At 42.2% G+C, this 18,615-nt stretch carries 17 protein-coding genes and 1 tRNA gene; 10 read left to right on the forward strand and 8 right to left on the reverse strand.

What is annotated here, in order from left to right:
- Nucleotide 1: 1 nt before the first annotated feature.
- Nucleotides 2-88, forward strand: a tRNA-Leu gene (locus tag L2717_RS15980).
- A 457-nt stretch (nucleotides 89-545) separates the two neighbouring features.
- On the opposite strand, the gene L2717_RS15985 is transcribed toward L2717_RS15980, so the two are convergent.
- Complete coding sequence (locus L2717_RS15985; RefSeq protein ID WP_246611824.1) at nucleotides 546-2,141, reverse strand: glucan biosynthesis protein G; 1,596 nt, start codon at nucleotides 2,139-2,141, stop codon at nucleotides 546-548.
- 380 nt (nucleotides 2,142-2,521) lie between these two features.
- Nucleotides 2,522-3,232, reverse strand: coding sequence for a dipeptidase PepE (gene pepE / locus L2717_RS15990; RefSeq protein ID WP_220775207.1), 711 nt, complete (start codon nucleotides 3,230-3,232; stop codon nucleotides 2,522-2,524).
- Between the two features lie 290 nt (nucleotides 3,233-3,522).
- Here pepE and htpX point away from each other — a divergent pair, with 290 nt between their 5' ends.
- Nucleotides 3,523-4,386: a protease HtpX gene (gene htpX / locus L2717_RS15995; RefSeq protein WP_220775038.1), complete on the forward strand. Its 864-nt coding sequence runs from the start codon at nucleotides 3,523-3,525 to the stop codon at nucleotides 4,384-4,386.
- Nucleotides 4,387-4,622: 236 nt separating this feature from the next.
- Here the strand turns inward: htpX and L2717_RS16000 are convergent, their stop codons facing one another.
- The 4 genes from L2717_RS16000 to bepA form a co-directional block, all read right to left on the reverse strand.
- Nucleotides 4,623-6,584, reverse strand: a complete 1,962-nt coding sequence (locus L2717_RS16000) for a hypothetical protein (RefSeq protein ID WP_220775039.1) — start codon at nucleotides 6,582-6,584, stop codon at nucleotides 4,623-4,625.
- A gap of 288 nt (nucleotides 6,585-6,872) precedes the next feature.
- Complete coding sequence (locus L2717_RS16005) at nucleotides 6,873-7,247, reverse strand: DUF2069 domain-containing protein (RefSeq protein WP_220773990.1); 375 nt, start codon at nucleotides 7,245-7,247, stop codon at nucleotides 6,873-6,875.
- Between the two features lie 39 nt (nucleotides 7,248-7,286).
- Nucleotides 7,287-7,637 carry an arsenate reductase (glutaredoxin) gene (gene arsC / locus L2717_RS16010; protein ID WP_220773991.1) on the reverse strand — a complete coding sequence of 117 codons (351 nt, stop codon included), beginning with the start codon at nucleotides 7,635-7,637 and terminating at the stop codon, nucleotides 7,287-7,289.
- A 132-nt stretch (nucleotides 7,638-7,769) separates the two neighbouring features.
- On the reverse strand, nucleotides 7,770-9,239 hold the full coding sequence (bepA, locus tag L2717_RS16015; RefSeq protein WP_220773992.1) for a beta-barrel assembly-enhancing protease: 1,470 nt from the start codon (nucleotides 9,237-9,239) through the stop codon (nucleotides 7,770-7,772).
- 116 nt (nucleotides 9,240-9,355) lie between these two features.
- Between bepA and L2717_RS16020 the strand changes: the two genes are divergently transcribed.
- The 3 genes from L2717_RS16020 (at nucleotide 9,356) to cctA (ending at nucleotide 11,735) form a co-directional block, all read left to right on the forward strand.
- Complete coding sequence (locus L2717_RS16020) at nucleotides 9,356-9,589, forward strand: sulfurtransferase TusA family protein (protein WP_107882613.1); 234 nt, start codon at nucleotides 9,356-9,358, stop codon at nucleotides 9,587-9,589.
- A 211-nt stretch (nucleotides 9,590-9,800) separates the two neighbouring features.
- On the forward strand, nucleotides 9,801-10,886 hold the full coding sequence (locus L2717_RS16025) for an AI-2E family transporter (RefSeq protein WP_107882615.1): 1,086 nt from the start codon (nucleotides 9,801-9,803) through the stop codon (nucleotides 10,884-10,886).
- 498 nt (nucleotides 10,887-11,384) lie between these two features.
- The gene (gene cctA / locus L2717_RS16030) at nucleotides 11,385-11,735 is read left to right on the forward strand and encodes a tetraheme c-type cytochrome CctA (RefSeq protein WP_107882617.1); all 351 of its coding nucleotides are present in this window, start codon (nucleotides 11,385-11,387) and stop codon (nucleotides 11,733-11,735) included.
- A 106-nt stretch (nucleotides 11,736-11,841) separates the two neighbouring features.
- Here the strand turns inward: cctA and L2717_RS16035 are convergent, their stop codons facing one another.
- Entirely contained in the window at nucleotides 11,842-12,588 is a 747-nt protein-coding gene (locus tag L2717_RS16035) for a cytochrome b/b6 domain-containing protein (RefSeq protein ID WP_107882619.1), read from the reverse strand.
- A 290-nt stretch (nucleotides 12,589-12,878) separates the two neighbouring features.
- On the opposite strand from L2717_RS16035, the gene L2717_RS16040 reads away from it, so the two are divergent.
- Nucleotides 12,879-13,514, forward strand: a complete 636-nt coding sequence (locus L2717_RS16040) for a LuxR C-terminal-related transcriptional regulator (protein WP_220773993.1) — start codon at nucleotides 12,879-12,881, stop codon at nucleotides 13,512-13,514.
- A 104-nt stretch (nucleotides 13,515-13,618) separates the two neighbouring features.
- Here the strand turns inward: L2717_RS16040 and L2717_RS16045 are convergent, their stop codons facing one another.
- Nucleotides 13,619-15,385: a M61 family metallopeptidase gene (locus L2717_RS16045; protein ID WP_220773994.1), complete on the reverse strand. Its 1,767-nt coding sequence runs from the start codon at nucleotides 15,383-15,385 to the stop codon at nucleotides 13,619-13,621.
- Between the two features lie 277 nt (nucleotides 15,386-15,662).
- Here L2717_RS16045 and hinT point away from each other — a divergent pair, with 277 nt between their 5' ends.
- The 4 genes from hinT to deoD all read left to right on the forward strand — a co-directional run bounded on the left by hinT (nucleotide 15,663) and on the right by deoD (nucleotide 18,557).
- The gene (gene hinT, locus L2717_RS16050) at nucleotides 15,663-16,016 is read left to right on the forward strand and encodes a purine nucleoside phosphoramidase (protein ID WP_076501849.1); all 354 of its coding nucleotides are present in this window, start codon (nucleotides 15,663-15,665) and stop codon (nucleotides 16,014-16,016) included.
- On the forward strand, nucleotides 16,016-17,020 hold the full coding sequence (locus L2717_RS18260) for a PaaI family thioesterase (protein ID WP_220773995.1): 1,005 nt from the start codon (nucleotides 16,016-16,018) through the stop codon (nucleotides 17,018-17,020). Before hinT ends, L2717_RS18260 begins: the two co-directional genes overlap by 1 nt.
- Nucleotides 17,021-17,201: 181 nt before the next feature.
- Entirely contained in the window at nucleotides 17,202-17,597 is a 396-nt protein-coding gene (locus L2717_RS16060) for a YcfL family putative periplasmic lipoprotein (RefSeq protein WP_220773996.1), read from the forward strand.
- A gap of 255 nt (nucleotides 17,598-17,852) precedes the next feature.
- Nucleotides 17,853-18,557, forward strand: coding sequence for a purine-nucleoside phosphorylase (gene deoD, locus L2717_RS16065; protein ID WP_220773997.1), 705 nt, complete (start codon nucleotides 17,853-17,855; stop codon nucleotides 18,555-18,557).
- Nucleotides 18,558-18,615: the final 58 nt, after the last annotated feature.

Consider the following 18,615-nt stretch of genomic DNA (forward strand, 5'->3'; position numbering starts at 1 on the left):
TGCCCGAGTGGTGGAATCGGTAGACACAAGGGATTTAAAATCCCTCGCTGGTAACAGCGTGCCAGTTCAAGTCTGGCCTCGGGTACCAAAAATAAAAAGCCTCGATATTTATATCGAGGCTTTTTTGCATTTGTATTAGATGTTTCTTGTGAGTATAAAAAGCTGGATAAGATGAGCGGCGAATATTACTTTCTGTTGCTTATAGAGATCTCCTTATACGCCTTTAAGATTACACATAAATATCACATCAAAGAATTATAGGTTGATACTGTTATCTTAAGATAAACTATTTTCCTTACTTAGTGAACGGTTTGGAAATATCAGAGTGAGTGATAGGGGAGTTAGTCCCTAGCTGGTTGGTAGAGTTTTAATCTGGGCTTCACCTATTGCCGATATAATTCACTCGATAAAATCAATCAACAAAAAAAGCGTCAGTAAATACTGACGCTTTTTGTTTTTATCAATCTATTGTGTATTAGGCAGTCGTATCAGTCAGTGGTTTTAGACGTATAAATACACGTAAACTTCACGACCATTAAATTTTACTATTGCCAATCGTCACTATTCCAACGGTATAACCAAGTGGCAGCCAGTGGTTTATCGTCTTTATTTAGTTGTACTCTTAATTCTGCCACATTGGTGCTTTCTGGCTCGAAGTTTAAGAATACCCTTGCACCATTGATATCTGGATGCGCCACTATTCGTGAAGAGATAATTTTACCTTTGCTAATACTGGCATCAATACGAATTTTATCAATATCTTGTGCGTTTATATTGCTGTAGTCGATCAGTAACTCTTTTCCTTTTGTAACAAGTTGTCCCTTTGAGCTACGAACAACACGCGCTTTAGATGCTGCTGAAGGGCTGTCGTTTGATGCCGTCATTCGGTAGGAGTATTTGTAGGGCTGATCTTTCTTCAAGCCGCCTTGCGGCTCCCAATAGGTCACGATATTGTCGTTAGTTTCAGCATTAGAGGGGATTTCCAACAATATAAGTTGTCCTTTACCCCAATCATTGAGTGGTTCAATCCATGCCGAAGGTCTAAGTTGATAGTTTGCATCAAGATCTTGATAATCTTCAAATTTACGATGACGCTGAATTAATCCAAAACCCTTGATATCTTCATCACCAAACGCACTGATTTGCAGTTTATTGGGGTTATTTAATGGGCGCCATAGGCGTTCACCATTACCGCGGTCCACTTGTAATCCGTCGGAGTTATGAACTCGCGGACGATAATCAGGTTTATCTGAGGAATCTAAGCCACCATAGAGAAACATCGAGGTGAGAGGTGCTAGGCCAACATGTGGGATATCACGACGAGGAAATAGAGTCACTTCAACTTCAACACGTGACGGTGAACCTGGATAAATGCCAAAACGATAGGCGCCAGTCACGCTTTGGCTATCTAGCAGTGCATGTACCACAATCGCCGTTTGGTATTTAGATGGCCGTTCAACCCAAAAACGTTTAAATAACGGATATTCTTCGCCCTTAGGTTGTGCGACATCTATCGCTAGCCCACGGTTTGATAAACCATAGGTTTGTCCTTTTGATAGGACACGAAAATAGCTCGCACCTTGGAACATGATAAATTCATCTTTAGTTTCATCATCATTGATGGGGTAATGCAAGCGAACACCTGCATATTGGCCCACTTGGGTGATTAACTTTTCGATGGCGTCATTGGGTACATCAAATGAAGCTTCTGTTAGTTCAATTGGAATTGCTTTGCTGTTTTCAACGACATCGATATCGACGAGGTTTTTATAAAGAAAACCTGGCGCAAACAGTTGTACTGAAAACTTAGTGGGTGAGCCCCCCCAAATTGCGGCATTTTCTTGATAATTTATCTTACTGTAGGTCTCAAAGTTTAAATCAACCAGCTCCTTCGGTGCCTTTTTTGCTTCTTTGAATGGTTTTTGGGAAAGTTGTTCTGCTAGTGTGATAACCGTATCGTGGGAGAATTTCTCCGTCTTTTTCTCTGTTTTTTTCTCTGTGCTAGGTGCCGCCTGTGTCGTGGCGGCATTGACGTTATTGATCCCGACAACAGCAACAAAAGCGGTCAGAATGACAAAAGGTAATTTTTTCAGTAATGCCGGATAACCGGTAGGGTAATTCATCACAAGATTCAGTCGCAAAATGGAAACTCCTTACTAAAATGACGCTGAGTCATAGGCATAATGTAATATGCTTCAGTCAACCTAATCTTTAAATATTAATAACTTATATCTTATTAACGCCTCAGAAGTGAGGGCAACTTACTGAGGTCTGAAATCAATTTTACCTATGTATACAGATATTTGTAATATAAATTACTGATAATGCTACTTTGGAGCTATCAAATATGTGACATAAAGGTATCTATGGCGCTTATCCCCTCAATTATATCCCTGATAACGCCTTATTCACCGATGCTGCCTGTTGCTAGCGTGGATTAATAATGCATCATGTTCTAATGGCTAATTGAGTGGAGTCAGCTTGAAAAATCGATTATTTAAGAGGCATTATCTGAGTACAATTATCGGAGTAAGTGTGATAAATCAGTGCCCGCAGGTATTGGTATTTCTTGCTGTTCACCACAGAACAAATAGGCAGATTGATTGCCTAATAGTGATAATGTGTCTCCTTGGCGCCATAATGCTGAGCCTTCAACGAGGCCAACGACTGGCGTTATAGGATCGACCTTTGTGAACTCTAAGAGCCGTTGGGCACGGGTTTCACCATTATGACCTGGCGCAAGGTAATTAGAATAATGTGGGTTTAGTTGAAACGGAACAATGTTTAACCCGTTGAATGACGGCGGCTCTATAATAGGCATGTCATTTGTGGTTCTAATGCTTAGTCCTGATACGTTAGAGCCTGCGCTCCAGCCGATATAGGGTTTACCTTGAGCGACTTGTTCACGAATAAGCTCTACCAGATCATGATGATACAATTGATGTAATAGATGGAAAGTATTACCACCACCTACCAATATCCCATCGGCGTTTTTTATTGCCTGACGGGGATCTGGGTGCTGATGTATACCACTGATATCGAGTTGAAGTTCACTTAGCCCAGTAACGACAGACGCTAGGTAAGTGTTATAACTCATACTGACACCTGCATAGGGGATAAAAATCCACTTTTGTGCTTGCGTCGTTAACGGTTTAATAAAAGGGATCGCGTGCGCAAGATAAGGCGTATCACCGACACGAGAACTGCTGAGCAGTAGGGCATTAATGGTCATTTTTATATCTCAAAAGATTCGAGTGTACGGGCATGTTAACAAAGATTAATCGTGATAAACATAGAGAAATAAAGCAAAATCCGTCTGTAACCCTTATAGCCGTTAGATTTAAGTTTTGATTAATAAAATATCCCTAGACTCACAAACCACCCAAAAAGCGTTGTCTTTATCAGTATAAGGTAAGCTAATTTAAGCACTTTTTATTTGTTAGCACTTGAATTTCAATTATTTGGACATATTATGTCTTTGAACAAAGTTAAATGGCACATTCTTGCCCTAAAGGAGCTGAAATGAAGCGTATATTTTTATTGATTGCGACTAACCTAGCCGTGTTGTTAGTCGCCTCAATTGTGATGTCTATTCTAGGCGTGAACACGTCGACTATGGGTGGGCTGTTAGTGTTCGCGGCTATTTTTGGATTCGGTGGGGCATTCATTAGCTTAGCCATTTCAAAATGGATGGCGAAAAAAACCATGGGTTGTGAAGTCATCACGACTCCACGCGATAGTACCGAACGTTGGTTAGTAGAGACGGTTGCCCGTCAAGCTAAACAAGCGGGGATTAAAATGCCAGAAGTGGCGATTTATCAATCACCCGATATGAATGCGTTCGCCACCGGCCCAAGTAAAGATAATTCATTAGTGGCTGTGAGTACGGGTTTGTTATACGGCATGAGTCAAGATGAAATCGAAGGCGTATTGGCCCACGAAGTGAGCCACGTTGCTAACGGTGACATGGTGACCTTGACTTTGATCCAAGGTGTGGTGAATACATTTGTCATTTTTGCTGCCCGTGTCGTTGCTAGCATTATCAATAACTTCGTATCGAGCAATGATGAGGAAGGCGAAGGTTTGGGTATGTTCGCTTACATGGCCGTCGTTTTTGTACTGGATATGTTATTCGGTATTTTGGCTTCAATCATCGTTGCTTACTTCTCACGTGTTCGTGAGTACAGAGCCGATGAAGGCGCTGCACGTTTAGCGGGTAAAGCTAAAATGATTGCTGCACTTGAGCGTTTACGCCAAGGTCCAGAAAGCACCGCAATGCCAGCACAAATGTCTGCCTTTGGTATTAACGGTAAGCGTTCAATGGCGGAAATGATGATGAGTCATCCTCCATTAGAAAAACGTATAGCAGCATTAAAAGCGAGTTAAACGAAGCTGACTCAAAGTCGCGCTATTGATTAAGTTATTAGCGTGCAAATAAGGCTCAAACATTTGTTTGAGCCTTATTTTTTTGGTGAATGCTAAGGTACGCTAAGCGCGATTCGTTGCGAGATTAGATAGCACAACATGTATAGATAAGAGCGACGTTGACGCCTCTTATGTGTTGATTGTTCAGTGTCCAGTATCGCAGGTGTCCTGAACTGGGTTTATCATCCTATTAGTATTTATTGGTGTGGGTGACGATGACGGTCGCCACTTAAACGAAGTTCAGGCTCAAAACGTGGTGCAATATCATTTACGGCGGCATTATTTAAGCTTTTAAGCCGTATATTGGCTGGTGATATTGCAAGTGCTTGGCGCCAGTTTTGGCCTTGTGTCATGGCAACAGGCTCAGGTAGGCTTTCAATCACGCTGATGCCATTAAGTTCAGGTAGTATTTCATCAATCACCAGTGCCGCGCGGTTTTCTAAGCTGTCATCGGCAATTCGACCTCTCTGTCCCCAATCAATCAGCAGCGTATCAGCGGTTAATACCGCCGGTTTATTGGTGACGGCAACATCACGTAATATCTGATAGCGATAGCTCATCATCGCTTCTTCAAACAACATAGCGGTATCTTCACGGGTAGTGGAATAAGCATAGAAATCGCTAGCGATATCGGTAGAAAAGAAAGTGCTCACATCTGAGGGTTGATAGGCTTTTTGTAGGTTATTAGCCACGCCACCGAGAAAACTGATATTGGCAAGCCCGCTCATTTCAGTGCTCATCAATGGATAACTTTTGCTAACTTCATCTGAAATTAGGCTCTTGCTCGCATTACGCCGGCGATAGTCATCTAATAATCTCGGCCCTGTTAATGAGTTATGTACACTGCGGGGAAAGAAGTCATTGGCATGGGCGAGTTCGTGGTACAGCAAAGAGGCGAGATCGGGATTGATTTGCGCTAATGTTCGGTATGCTCTGGCGGTAGCGGGGACGCTAAGTGAGGCATATTGATTATTTTTAACATAACGCCAAGGCATCATAAAATTGAGTTCATTACCAAAGTTACTACGGTAATCAGGCGCTTCATTGATCGTGTCACGTTGAATTGGTGTAAGCCATAAATCGTTAGGGTCGAGGTAAATCGCTCCAGTGACGACCCAATAGAAAGAAGGGCGTATATCATAGCTAATCACAATGGCAGTAACGGATTGTAATAAGCGGGCAAAATCGCTGTTAGGGTCCAACTGGGTTAAAAAGGCGGCAAAGTTATCACCCATCCAATCGTGTGAAACCAGCACACGATTAAGAATGGTCTCACGATTGAGATCATTTGATGTTTGGCCTATTAAAGGTAACTGATTGATAGTGCAGCTGTCATTAAGTTGATTGGAGTAAACACAGTTGCTTAACACATTGGCGTAAGGTGAGGTCGCACGATAGGCATGAGTGCCTGCGACTGGGGTGTCAAAATAGCTTGAGCTTATCGCAGGTGCCGCCGTTGTTAGGACAAAAACATCATCGTTGAGCTGATTTTCGTTGATGTTGGCATTCACTTTGAGTCGAGTAAGCGTATCTTGGCTGACCGCTGGCGCAGTAAATAATGGCCTCAACGGATCGCTAATATCAACCATCAAATCTGGACCTGATGCTACGCACCAAGAGATATTCGCCGCGCTTAATCCCGACTGTTGTCCGAGCCTTAAGCTAACATTATTGCCTTCAACCACTTGATGATCTTGACGAACATTAAGCGCTTCTATAGACGTTGCATCGGCATTAATAGCAATTTCACCGGTTACATCTAGATTATTACCTGTTACATGTAAGCTAAAACGATAGCTACCTGCAGCGGGAATATCAAAGGCTAATACGGGGCTGTTTTGGCTGACTAATTCTATATTTTGTCCATCCATTTGCTGCCAGCGAAAGCTTAAATTCTGGCTATCACGATTGGGTATATTGGCAATAATGGCACTGGATTGACCCGCCGTATAAGTTGACTCAGTTTGAAAGCGGATGGAGGAGGACGTTGTGATAATCAGTGGTGCAATATTATCAGTGCAACGCAGTAATGAAGCCGATGGTGGTGTTGTCCCACCATTGTTAGGAGCGTTATTATCTTCTCCACCCCCACCGCATGCTGTGAGTAGGCTAGAACAGGCCATTAATGCCAACATTTTCTGTGATACCGACATTCCCATGACACTATTCTCCATTGTCAACTCAGCAATACAATTAGACTTGTTATGACATTTTACAATCTTGTATTTCAAGATAAGTCACTGACTATAACACGGAGGTTAAGTTACAAAAAGTAACTTGAAGTATGTCAATTGTTAAATTTTGTGTGGTTAGAATTAAGGCAGGAAATAAGTTTGGTATGGATATTTTAATCGTTATCAGCAGATGGCATTTGGCGTTGTTCTATAAAAATGCCGTAATACCTATCAAAGATAGAACGGCAGTGAAATTACATTGAATTTAAAGGGTTATTCTTTAGATTTTTTCTTCAAGCCTAATCCCAGTTCACGCCCACGGATACGTGCGTAGAAGGGAAACGCGATGAGCAGAACACCAATCAATAACACTTCGATTAAGGCAAAAGTAAAGGCATCGGTGGTGACATAAAGCAGTGTCAAAGCATGTAACATATACAAGCACAGCACAAAGCTTGCCCACGCAAAGGTATAAGGATTACCTTGATAAATCCCTTTTGCAGGCAGTAATAATGGCACTATCCATAACAGGCTAAATAGTAACGAGTATTCACCATTCATTCCTTGGCCAACAAACCAGCCGCCTAAGAGCAGCACTAATGCAAAGTAGCCTAAACGGCTAAGGGTAAATAAAGCGTTGGACGTCATTATGTCTACCTAACGGTTAAAAATAGCGGCAAGAGTGGGTTAAAGAATCGCGAGCACATTCTCTGGAGGACGGCCAATAACAGCGCGTTGATTGGCAAGCACAATAGGACGCTCAATCAGCTTAGGCGTGTTCACCATGGCTTCTATCAGCTGTATTTCCGTCAGTGAGGTATCGGCAAGCCCCAAGGCTTGATATTCAGTTTCCTTAGTGCGCATTAATTCACGTGCACTAAGGCCTAATTTAGACAAAATATCGCCGATTTCTTTAGCCGTTGGCGGATTTTTTAAATATTCCACCACGCTAATATCACAACCTTGCTGTTCCAGTAGGGCTAAGGTTTCGCGGCTTTTTGAACAACGCGGGTTATGGTAAATCGTCGCTTGGATCATAGTGGTAGAGGCTCAATACGGGCTGAAATAACAATGGCCGAATAATAACAGAAAAAACAACGCCCCGTCAGAGTGTTCGGGGGCGCAGATTGTATTAGAGCTGCTTTTATTCAGTGAACTAACTTTAGTGACTTATTTAAGGGCATCCATCTGTTTGTCGGCAATTTTGAATTGGCGGATCCGTGCTTCAATCCGCGCAAGCTGTAATGGATTACTTTCAGATGCACGATAAGCAAAATTCAATTGATCAATTGCACCTTTGTAGTTTGCCCCTAATGCCATTAACTCAGCAGTAGAGAAATATTCCAAAGCTTGATTACCGGTTTTTTTATAGACATTGGCCAACAATTGGTAAGGCAATTCATTCTGTTTATCGAGGAAAATCATATCCTCCAGCAAAGGGATTGCTTTGGATGCCTGATCAGCTTCGATATAAATGTTGGCTAAGTTAGCGTTAATAACTTGAGACGTTGGCTTGATTCTGCGCTGGCCTTCGAGCATCGTAATCGCGTTCTTATAGTCCTTACGTTCAGTCAATAAGTCAGATTTAGTGTCGATATAAAACAGATTGTTATTATCAATTTTTAACAGACTATCAATAATTTTCTCGGATTCATCAAACTTTTTTAATCTAAATAATGCCAGCGCTTTGCCATAGAGTGCGGCCTCTTTAAAGCTATAGGTTTGTTTGTTCAACTGCCTTTCAAACATGCTCAATACGGCTTCGTCGCTGTAGCTAGAAAAACGTACTTGAATACGTGCTTTCGCCAATTGGAAGTTAAGATGGTCTGGGACATAGCGTTTAGAGTATTGTTCCGCGCGGTTTCGGGCCTCGGTGATCCGTGACTCTGGTAATGGGTGAGTTAGCAGCATTTGCGGCGGGGTCGTGGTAAAGCGATAACGACTGGCTAATTTACCAAAAAAATCCGCAGAGGCATTGGGGTCAAAACCTGCATCTACCAAAATTTGCATCCCGATACGATCGGCTTCTTTTTCATGCAAACGAGTATAGTTAATTCTTGATTGTGTCGACATCGCTTGTGTTGTTGCGAGCGCAGCCATACCCGCTTGTGGTACTGCGATGGTTAATAAAATAGCGCCGAGTAAACCTGCAATCGTCGCAGGATTACTTTTCTGCTGTGCTTCGAGCGAGCGGGCAAGATGGCGTTGGGTAACGTGGGTAATTTCGTGACCCAACACTGAGGCCAGTTCACTTTCATTATCGGCATTGAGAAATAATCCCGTGTGAACGGCTACATGGCCGCCAAAAAAGGCAAAGGCGTTGATTTCATCGTTTTGTAACAAGAAGAAATAAAAGGGGGTTTTCACTCCCGTGGCATGGGCGACCAGTTTGTTACCTAATTCGGTAAGGTATTGGCTCAATACGGGATCGTTTAACATTGGCGCCGAGGAACGAATGACGCGCATATAGGCATCACCGTAAACCATTTCTTTCTCAAGGCTGAAGGTATTGACGGCGGCTGTGCCTAAGTCTGGTAAGTCGTTGTTCGCAAAACTTTTGGCGGCGAATGTCAATAGCATCAAAGAAAGTGCGCCTGCAACAAAAGGTTTTAATTGAGTCAAAAAAGTCAAGTTACGCAAGCGGATCCTTTATATTTTCTAATTATCTTTGCTACAAGGCAAAGAGGTTACACTGAGCTTGTAGTTTGAGTGGCGACTTAGGATAATAGCCCCAGTTCATCTATAGCAAGTTCATTATGATTTTTATTGATTTAACACTATTTCGTTGCCCAGTCCCTTTAGTGAAAATCAAGCTGGCATTGAAGCCAATGCGAGACGGTGAGCAATTGCATATCTTACTCTCTGACTCAGGTTCGCGGCGAGATGTTCCCCAATATTTAAAAAAACAAGGTCACGTTGTCGAAGAGTTGCGTAATGATGCGAGTCTGTTAGCCTTGATGATCATCAAAGTTGATCCATCTCTAGGATAAATTTAAACTTTGTTGTTTAAATTTATCCGCGTTGATGCAGTACTTAACGTGGCAAAATATCACTTAAACAACCTTATTCATTATTAGCGTACTTAGTCATTATGAGGCAGTGGGGTGTTATAGTGAGGCTTAAAAAGCTTTACACAATACTGTAATCCCTTTTCTTGAGCGCTTAAGAAGCTTAAGCCCGTTATCACTATTGGAATCCTCCATGTTTACTGTTTTTTCTCGTTGGTATAAAGAACGCTTTAGTGATCCTCAAGCGGTGACCTTAATGGCAATTCTTGTGGGTTTCGCGCTGGTACTTTATTTTGCCGCCGGTTTACTTGCACCTTTATTAGTTGCACTGGTGTTGGCTTTTTTATTGGATTGGCCGGTTACCCAAATGCTTAAATTGGGTATTAATCGTACCGCTGGGGCCTCTTTAGTGATTGTGTTGTTTTTAGGGATTGTGGTGTTATTAACTTTTGGTTTAATCCCGAGTGTGTGGCGCCAGGGAGCGAGCTTAATTGCTGATTTACCGAGCATGATAGACAAAGGAATGCAGACGATACAAACACTGATCAATCAATATCCGCAATTTATCAATCCAGAACAGTTAAATCTGATGGTGGGAGAACTGAAAAAATTGCTCGATACCCAGCATGTATTAGATATTGCTAAGCAGTTAATTGGTTACTCCGCCTCTTTATTAGTGTTGATGGTATACGCAATTTTAGTGCCGTTATTAGTGTTTTTCTTTTTAAAAGATAAACACCAATTAATCAATGGTAGCAAACGGTTTTTCCCCGCCAACCGCCAGTTAGCGCGCAAAGTTTGGTTTGAGATGCATCAACAAATCTTTAATTACATCCGTGGCAAAGTGATTGAAATAGTGGTTGTTGGTGTCGCAACTTATATTCTGTTTGCTTTAATGGGACTGAGATATTCGGTTTTATTAAGTGTGTTAACCGGTTTATCGGTATTGATCCCCTACGTTGGTGCAACATTGGTGACGTTGCCTATCACTTTAGTGGCATTTTTTCAGTGGGGTTTTAGTTCTGAATTTGGCTATTTAATGTTGGGCTATGGCATTATTCAGGGGCTAGACGGTAACTTACTGGTGCCTCTTTTATTTTCCGATGCGGTGGATTTACATCCGGTGATCATCATAGCGGCCGTTTTAGTTTTTGGTGGTTTATGGGGCGTTTGGGGAGTATTTTTTGCAATTCCATTAGCCTCATTAGTTAAAGCCGTGATTAACGCTTGGCCTAAAACAGAAGTTGAAACGAATCAGCCATTGGGTGTCCGTTATTAATAGCTCTCCATTGATAGCGTTATTAACTTTCTTGTCCAAGCTAAATAAATTCAGTAAATATGGTTTTGAACTCTCCTTGGCATTTAAAATCAGTGCCAAGGAGAGTTGTATCGTTGAGCTTTAAAATATCCCATCAAGCATCAGCAGGTGTATTTTCTCGTCATTACATTTTAGTGCTTCCATGTTTTCATTTCGCTTGTGGCAAATTTTATTTTTGGATTGACGGTATTTATTTTAACCTTAATCATAATAAGGGTTTACATTCTGTACGTTATAAGGTTGTATAAGTGTAAAATCCTTATGTAAGCATGTGGTTACATGATATAGCGCACATTTTAATCTTAAGCATATTGATAAACTGATGTGGCTTAGTAATAGGTTGCTTATTTTTGCATCCTTAACTAAGTTATATCGAGTCGTGCTATTTACTTTTGGTTGCGAGATGGAAGTCACCCTGACAAGAATTTCCACTGACAATCGCCATTGGAGGATACTATTGTGAGCAAAAAACTATTAAGTGCGCTTTTCGGTGCAAGTCTCGCAGCGCTAGCGCTGTCGCCAACTGCATTTGCTGCAGATCAAAAGCTGTCTGATTTTCATGCTGAATCAGGTGGATGTGAAAGTTGTCATAAAGATGGTACACCTTCTGCGGACGGTGCCTTTGAATTTGAACAGTGCCAAAGCTGTCATGGTTCTCTTGCTGAAATGGATGCGGTACATAAGCCACATGACGGTAATTTAGTCTGTGCTGACTGTCATGCGGTTCATGACATGAACGTGGGTGATAAACCTACGTGTGAAAGCTGCCACGACGATGGTCGTACTTCAGGGTCTACTCTGAAAAAATAACTTGAAATAATCAATACCAAATACATTGGTGTATGCCTTCAAGTCAATATAATAACGCCAGCAATTTGCTGGCGTTATTTGTATCAACTATCCGCTAGTTATAAAATCACTCGTCTTTAGGTTGGCCTTGAATCATTTTTTTACCTGAAAACATGGCTGAAATAATCCCAGGTTGACGTTTAACTTCAGTATAAATCACGGCGAAAATGTGTAATAAAATGAGCAGTAATAGTAAGTACACTGCATAGACGTGAACTTCACCGGCCAATCCCTTGAACGCTTTTATCGTAGCGGCTTTTTCGACATTAACCCCAGTTGCATCGTAGGGTTGTAAACTTGCAGGGTCGACATTCGACTCCGCTAGATAGCTTTGTATCGCACCGCCTAATGGTGGATAGTAAATATCGGTACCAGCCCGAAAAAGTCCCGTTAGCATTATCGTGACTAATAACAGCATAATCGCCAATACAGCAAATTTCCCCTTTGGATTATGGCCTAAATACTGCGGATTTTTACCTGCTGCGAGTTCGGACTTGTAGAGCATTAAGTCACTTTTTGTTTTTGCATTAGGCAATATATGGCTAAAACGCGCATATTTATTACCGACAAAACCCCACACGAGGCGAACAATAAGATTTAATGCAAATGCATAACCTATGCATACATGTAACGTTTTTAAGCCAATCTTGCCTGTTAGCTCCGTTATACCCAATTCAGAGCGATACATCATGATGCCTCCCACTAAAACAAGTGCGAGTACGAGCATGACGTTGACCCAATGAAATAAGCGGGTGGGTTTATCCCATACGGCATAGGATTTTATTTCTATGCGAGTGACGTTACTGTTAGGCATGGCTTTTCCTTGTGTTGTGTATGGACTTTATTTTACGCTCTTATCTGAATATTTTAGTAGTTTTTTCAGTTTAAATTAAGATTGCGGTTTAAGAATGTAGTGTATGCAAACACAAATTTTTTAAATTTGCGTACGGTAAATATTTATTCTGTAAGTCTTTTTAATCTGTTTTATCTAATGATACTATTCTATTTATATAGACTTGGAGGTCTATTGGGCAGATGTGAAATGACATTGAGGGCTTCTGTTCTCGGAATGAATAATCGTTAGTCAGACAGGGAGTGAGCAGGATGTTCAAAATATTACATTGGATTGTAGTGTCACGATCGCAAGTATTAGTCGAACTATTAGCAGGACACTGGCCGCAGGAATTTCTTGTTAAGTTGACTCAAGTCAACCCAGATGCAATATGTGAGCACGTTAAGGATAACCACGCCTCCATGGTCGTGATTGATTTAGCCACTGTCGAACTTCAAAAAGCCTATCAATTTCAGCGTTTACTGGCCCGCGAACATCCCAGTGTACGGGTGGTTTATTTACATTTTCCAAAACAGGTAGATGCTCGTTTTTTAATGCGAGCCACGACAACCGCAGGAGTATTCTACCTCGAAGCGGGATTAGCTGAGATCAGCCTCGGACTGTCGAATATTTTACGAGGTCATAGAGTCTTTCCCATTCAGCTGGTTAATGGGGTGAATGACGATTTTGGTCTATTTGAAGATACTGAGCCACTGACAATACGTGAACGTGAGGTGTTGCAAGCTTTATTGACGGGAAGTACTAACTTAGATATTGCGAATCAATTGTTTGTGAGTGAGAGTACAATAAAAACGCATTTATATCGCGTCTTTCGTAAGATTGGCGTGTCGAGCCGTGGCCAAGCCATTGCTTGGGCACAGACCCATTTACATGATGTACTGGTTTAAATCAATATGCTCTGACACTGTGGCTTTAGTGTGCTCTATGTAAGGTAAAGAAAAGGGTCAATGACCCTTTCTTATTTTTGCAATAGCATTAACCAAGAACAATATTAACGTCCAAGCCAAGCCGCTATTTTGCTGTCGTCACGTACCAACAGAGCGACGGTATCTTTTGGTGCGGCGGTAATTACTAATTCACCCGTCATTAACTCATCTCGTCTAAACCAATGTAAGTTTATCGCTTCTCCAAGAGAATAGTGCTGTAGCTGCGCCTCAAATTGCGCGTTGACTTGTAAGTTATCCGCGGCGATTAAGTTATCTCCAGCGCTCAAGCCTGCAAAGTGAGCTGGGCTACCTTGGGTTACGCTGATGATTTTTAATCCCATTGGCGCAGTTTGAGTTTTTGCGCCAAAAGCAATCTTATAACCTTTATGTTGTGTACCACCTACATCTTGCGAGCCCTGACTTGCGCGAAGGGTAAAATCGACGCCAAATTCAGCTAGTAGCGGCGCAAGAGGAATATCATCAGTATTATCTAAATAGGCAAAGATAGCGTGGCAATCACGATTAAGTAGCCGCTCAACAATCGCTTGGTGGCATTGATCTGTGGTGCCCTTATTTTGTAGTGCGTATTCTTGCCACAATATTCGCATTACATCATCGAGACTGGATTTGCCTTGGGTTTCACTGCGTAGGATTAAATCTAAATACAGTGCGAAGAGGGCGCCCTTAGTGTAATAGCTAATAATGGCATTTTGGGCATTTTCATCTTGCTTATAAAACTTGGTCCAGGCATTAAAACTGGCGTCTTTAATGGTTTGTTTAAAGCGACCTTGACTGCGATACACGCGAGTAAAGGTTTCGCTGAGCATATCCAGATAATCTTGTTGACTCACACGTCCAGCACGGTAGGTTAAAAAGTCATCGTAATAAGAGGTGATCCCCTCATAGGCCCATAGCTGCGGTGTATAGGTTTCGGCATCGAGTTTATAGGGCAAAAAGCAATCTGGCTTAATGCGTTTCACATTCCAGCTGTGAAAGTACTCGTGACTACATAAAGATAAATAGGTGCGGTAATCATTATTTATAGGCGCATCTAAGGTGAGCGGTAAGTCTTTACGTGAACACATTAATGCCGTCGATGCCCTATGTTCTAGGCCACCAAAACCGTTGTCTAGTACTGTGGTCATAAATAGATAACGCTTAAAAGGCGCAGGGGTACCAAACAGGTTAATTTGATACTCGCAAATGGCTTTTAAGTCTTGGCAAAGTCTAGGCATGCAGGCGCGGTGGCGACCATTTAGCACGATATCGTGTTGCACACCACAGGCATCAAAACTGGCAAGGCTAAATAAGCCCATTTCAACGGGATGATCGATAAGCTCATCATAACTCTCGGCCGAAAATTGGCCAAAAGCAAAATCATCGCCATTAAGTCTGGTCATGCTGGTGGCAAGGCGCCAGTCACTTAATGATGACTCCGTTGGCGGCAATATAGTGATAGTGTGCGGACTATCTTCAACACCGTGGGCGGCTAAAAATACGCTACTGCCATTAAAGAATCCATGGGTCATATCTAAATGCGCGGTACGCACCGATAGATCCCAAGCATACACTTGGTAAGTTAGCGTTATTTCAAGGCTACTATTGTCAACCGACCAAGTTTGCTTATCTAATTGTGTGAGCTTAAGGGGTTGTCCCTGCTTATCTTGGGCTTTGAGCTCGATAATGTTTTTTGCAAAATCACGCACCATATAACTGCCAGGTAACCACGCGGGAAGGCTAAAAACCTGTACTGATTTTGGTTGGCGCAGTGTCATTGTCACTGCAAATAAGTGGGCTTTCGGATCAAGTGGAATTATCTGATAGTGGATCATAGTTATCCTGCAAAACCTAAATGTTTTAATGGTGGCCATGCTGCCAAAAATACCCGTAACAGGCAAATAAAAGCGTAAATCTCTATCAATACAAAGCGTTTAATGACTCTGGCCAGAATCCTAAAATTATATCTATTTTGTATACTGCATTTTTTATTATGTTCATACAAAAGGAAAGTCGCATGCGCCAAATGTTGGCATTATCGTGAGTGCTAAACTCGCATTTCGCGCTGACTTCAGTATATGATACAGGTAATTAACCCTAGGAGGACGCCCCATGGCCGAAGAAACGATTTTCAGCAAAATAATTCGTCGTGAAATTCCCGCAGATATTTTGTATCAAGATGAATTAGTCACCGCGTTTAGGGATATTTCGCCTAAGGCGCCGACCCATATTTTGATTGTACCTAATCATTTAATCCCAACGGCTAACGACATGAAAGCCTCAGATGAGTTAGCGCTGGGTCGTATGATGACAGTGGCGGCTAAATTGGCGGCAGAGGCGGGGATAGCTGAAAATGGCTACCGGTTAATCATGAACTGCAATCAACATGGTGGACAAGAGGTATACCATATTCATATCCACCTTGTTGGTGGTGAACCTTTAGGCCCTATGCTGAGCCAAGGTTAATGAAATTAAATAGCGACTTTTTTCCATTAACACAAATGGCGCAGCGATTTGTGGATCAACTCGCGCAGTGTCGCAGGCTTGGTTTAAGTGTGCTTGAGGCAAGTGAGCACCATGTGCTAATTGAGCTGCCCTACAGCACTGAATTAATTGGTTATCCTGATACTGGGGTTATTCACGGTGGGGTGATTACCACTTTGATGGATACCGCTTGTGGTAGTGCGGTGGTCAGTGCCATTTATCAAAAATATCAATCATTAGAAATTTCACCCACGTTAGATTTACGGGTGGATTATATGAAGCCTGCCCAGCCTCATAAACCCGTATATGGCTTTGCTGAGTGCTATCGGTTGTCATCTAATATTGCCTTTACCCGCGCTATCGCTTATCAAGACAGTATTGATCAGCCTATTGCCCATGCGGTAGGGTCTTTTATGCGCATAAGCCCAGAAATGGTGGGCGATGCCTTTAGGCAAGCACTGATGGGTGAAGCTGATACAACGATTGGTGCTGTGAGTGCAAGTTTACCACTGGGCGCTGGGGCTCAATCGCAAAGTACGCCGATTACAGCACCGATTGATGTGCAAGGCATTGTGAAGCGCGCCACTGAGCTTAATGACTTTGGGCATTTACTTGAGCATGTGCCCTATGCCAAATTTATTGGCATGAAGGTCGAGCGTTTTGGTGATGAACTGATTTTTAAACTGCCGGCTAAAGATGACAATATTGGCAATCCGGTGTTACCCGCTATCCATGGTGGCGTGATTGCTGGGTTTATGGAAATGTCAGCGATTGTTCAATTAATGGTCTTTATGCAAACGGCAAAGGTACCTAAAGTCGTCGATTTTTCGATTGATTATTTGCGTGCCGGTTTACTTAAAGATAGCTTTGTAGAATGTCGGATAACCCGTCAGGGGCGACGTGTTGCCAACGTAAACATTAGTTGCTGGCAGACAAACCGTAAACAGTTAATTGCTACCGCGCGAGCGCACTTTTTGATAGATTAACCTTCAATCAATTGCTGATGATTATTGCGCCTTAACAAGGTAAGTCTGAGCAATGAGCTGTGAGTGCTTAAGCCTTAACGTAATGCTAAAGCATGGCTTTAGTTGAGTACGATTAGCGATAGGTTTACTGTAGAATGATGCGCATTGGCTGCGTATTTTGTGGCGTGACAAGGAGATAAAAATGAAGCAAATTTATAGTGGATTAATATTGGCCGCCGCACTGACCTTAAGCGCCTGCGCCTCACATACTGCGGGTATTTCGGTGAGTTCGCAGGGCGAAACACGCGTAGATAACAGTAGCTTTGCTCGTAATATTGCCGTTGAAAACGTCGATGCTCGCCGTATTGCCGATGTAATACAAGTATCGGCGCTGGTAGTGAGTAAATCATCTACCGATATGCGCGTGCAGTATAAGTTTACTTGGTACGACGCCAGTGGTTTTACCATTGAAGATGAAGCAACCAGTTGGAAATCAGTTAAGTTGCACGGTAAACAACAATTGCAAGTCACAGCAGTGGCACCAAACAGTCAAGCTGTTCGATTTGATGTGTATGTGCGCGAAACCTTTTCAAACTAATTATCTGATTTTTGGCCATATCGCTTCAATGCCGCATCACGAAGGGCGGTTGTTTTAGCCTGCGATTAATGCCCCATTTCCAATATAATATTTTCTTGGCTTGGCTCTTAGTAGAGGCAAGCCATTTTTATTGGGTAAAAATTAATCATCAACGAGGCATTAAATACGCATGTGAGTATTAAATCCGGACATTAGTCCTAAAAACATTCTTTAATTGGATACTACTATCAGAGTATTCAACATGAGGATATAAACATGACAGCCCATATTAATGCTCAACCCAATGATTTTGCAGAAACAATAATTATGCCCGGCGACCCTCTGCGGGCGAAATATATTGCAGAAACTTATCTTGATGATGCCGTTGAAGTGACCAATGTGCGTAATATGTTGGGTTATACGGGGTTTTATCAGGGACAACGTATTTCGGTGATGGGCCATGGTATGGGCATTTCATCGATGGTGCTTTATGGACATGAGTTAATTAATTATTTTGGCGTTAAACGTATTATTCGCATTGGCAGCTTAGGTGCGACGCAAAAATATGTTCATATGCGAGATGTTATTTTAGCGCAGGCCGCAGGCACCGACTCTCCAACGAATACTAAGCGTAGTAGCGGTTATCAAATGGCCACTTCGGCGACGTTCTCTTTGTTACACAAAGCGTATACTAAAGCGAATGAAAAGGGCATTAGTGTTAAGGTCGGTAATATTTTTAGTGGTGATCTTTATTACGATCCCGATGAAGATATGATCCCTGCTTTAGAGCGTTTTGGAGTGCTAGGTGTTGATATGGAAGTGGCAGGGCTTTACGGCTTATCACATCAATATGGCATCGAATCTCTAGCTATTTTAACGGTATCCGACCACTGTTTGACCGGTGAGGAAACGACCGCTGAAGAACGTCAACTATCCTTTAATAACATGATTGAACTCGCATTAGCAACGGCGCTTAACTAAATAGTTAGGTGCTTTCTGGCGTTTAATTTTTGTACCCTAATTTCACTCATGGAGTGAC

The sequence above is a fragment of the Shewanella glacialipiscicola genome (assembly GCF_023283485.1).
Classification (GTDB): domain Bacteria; phylum Pseudomonadota; class Gammaproteobacteria; order Enterobacterales; family Shewanellaceae; genus Shewanella; species Shewanella glacialipiscicola.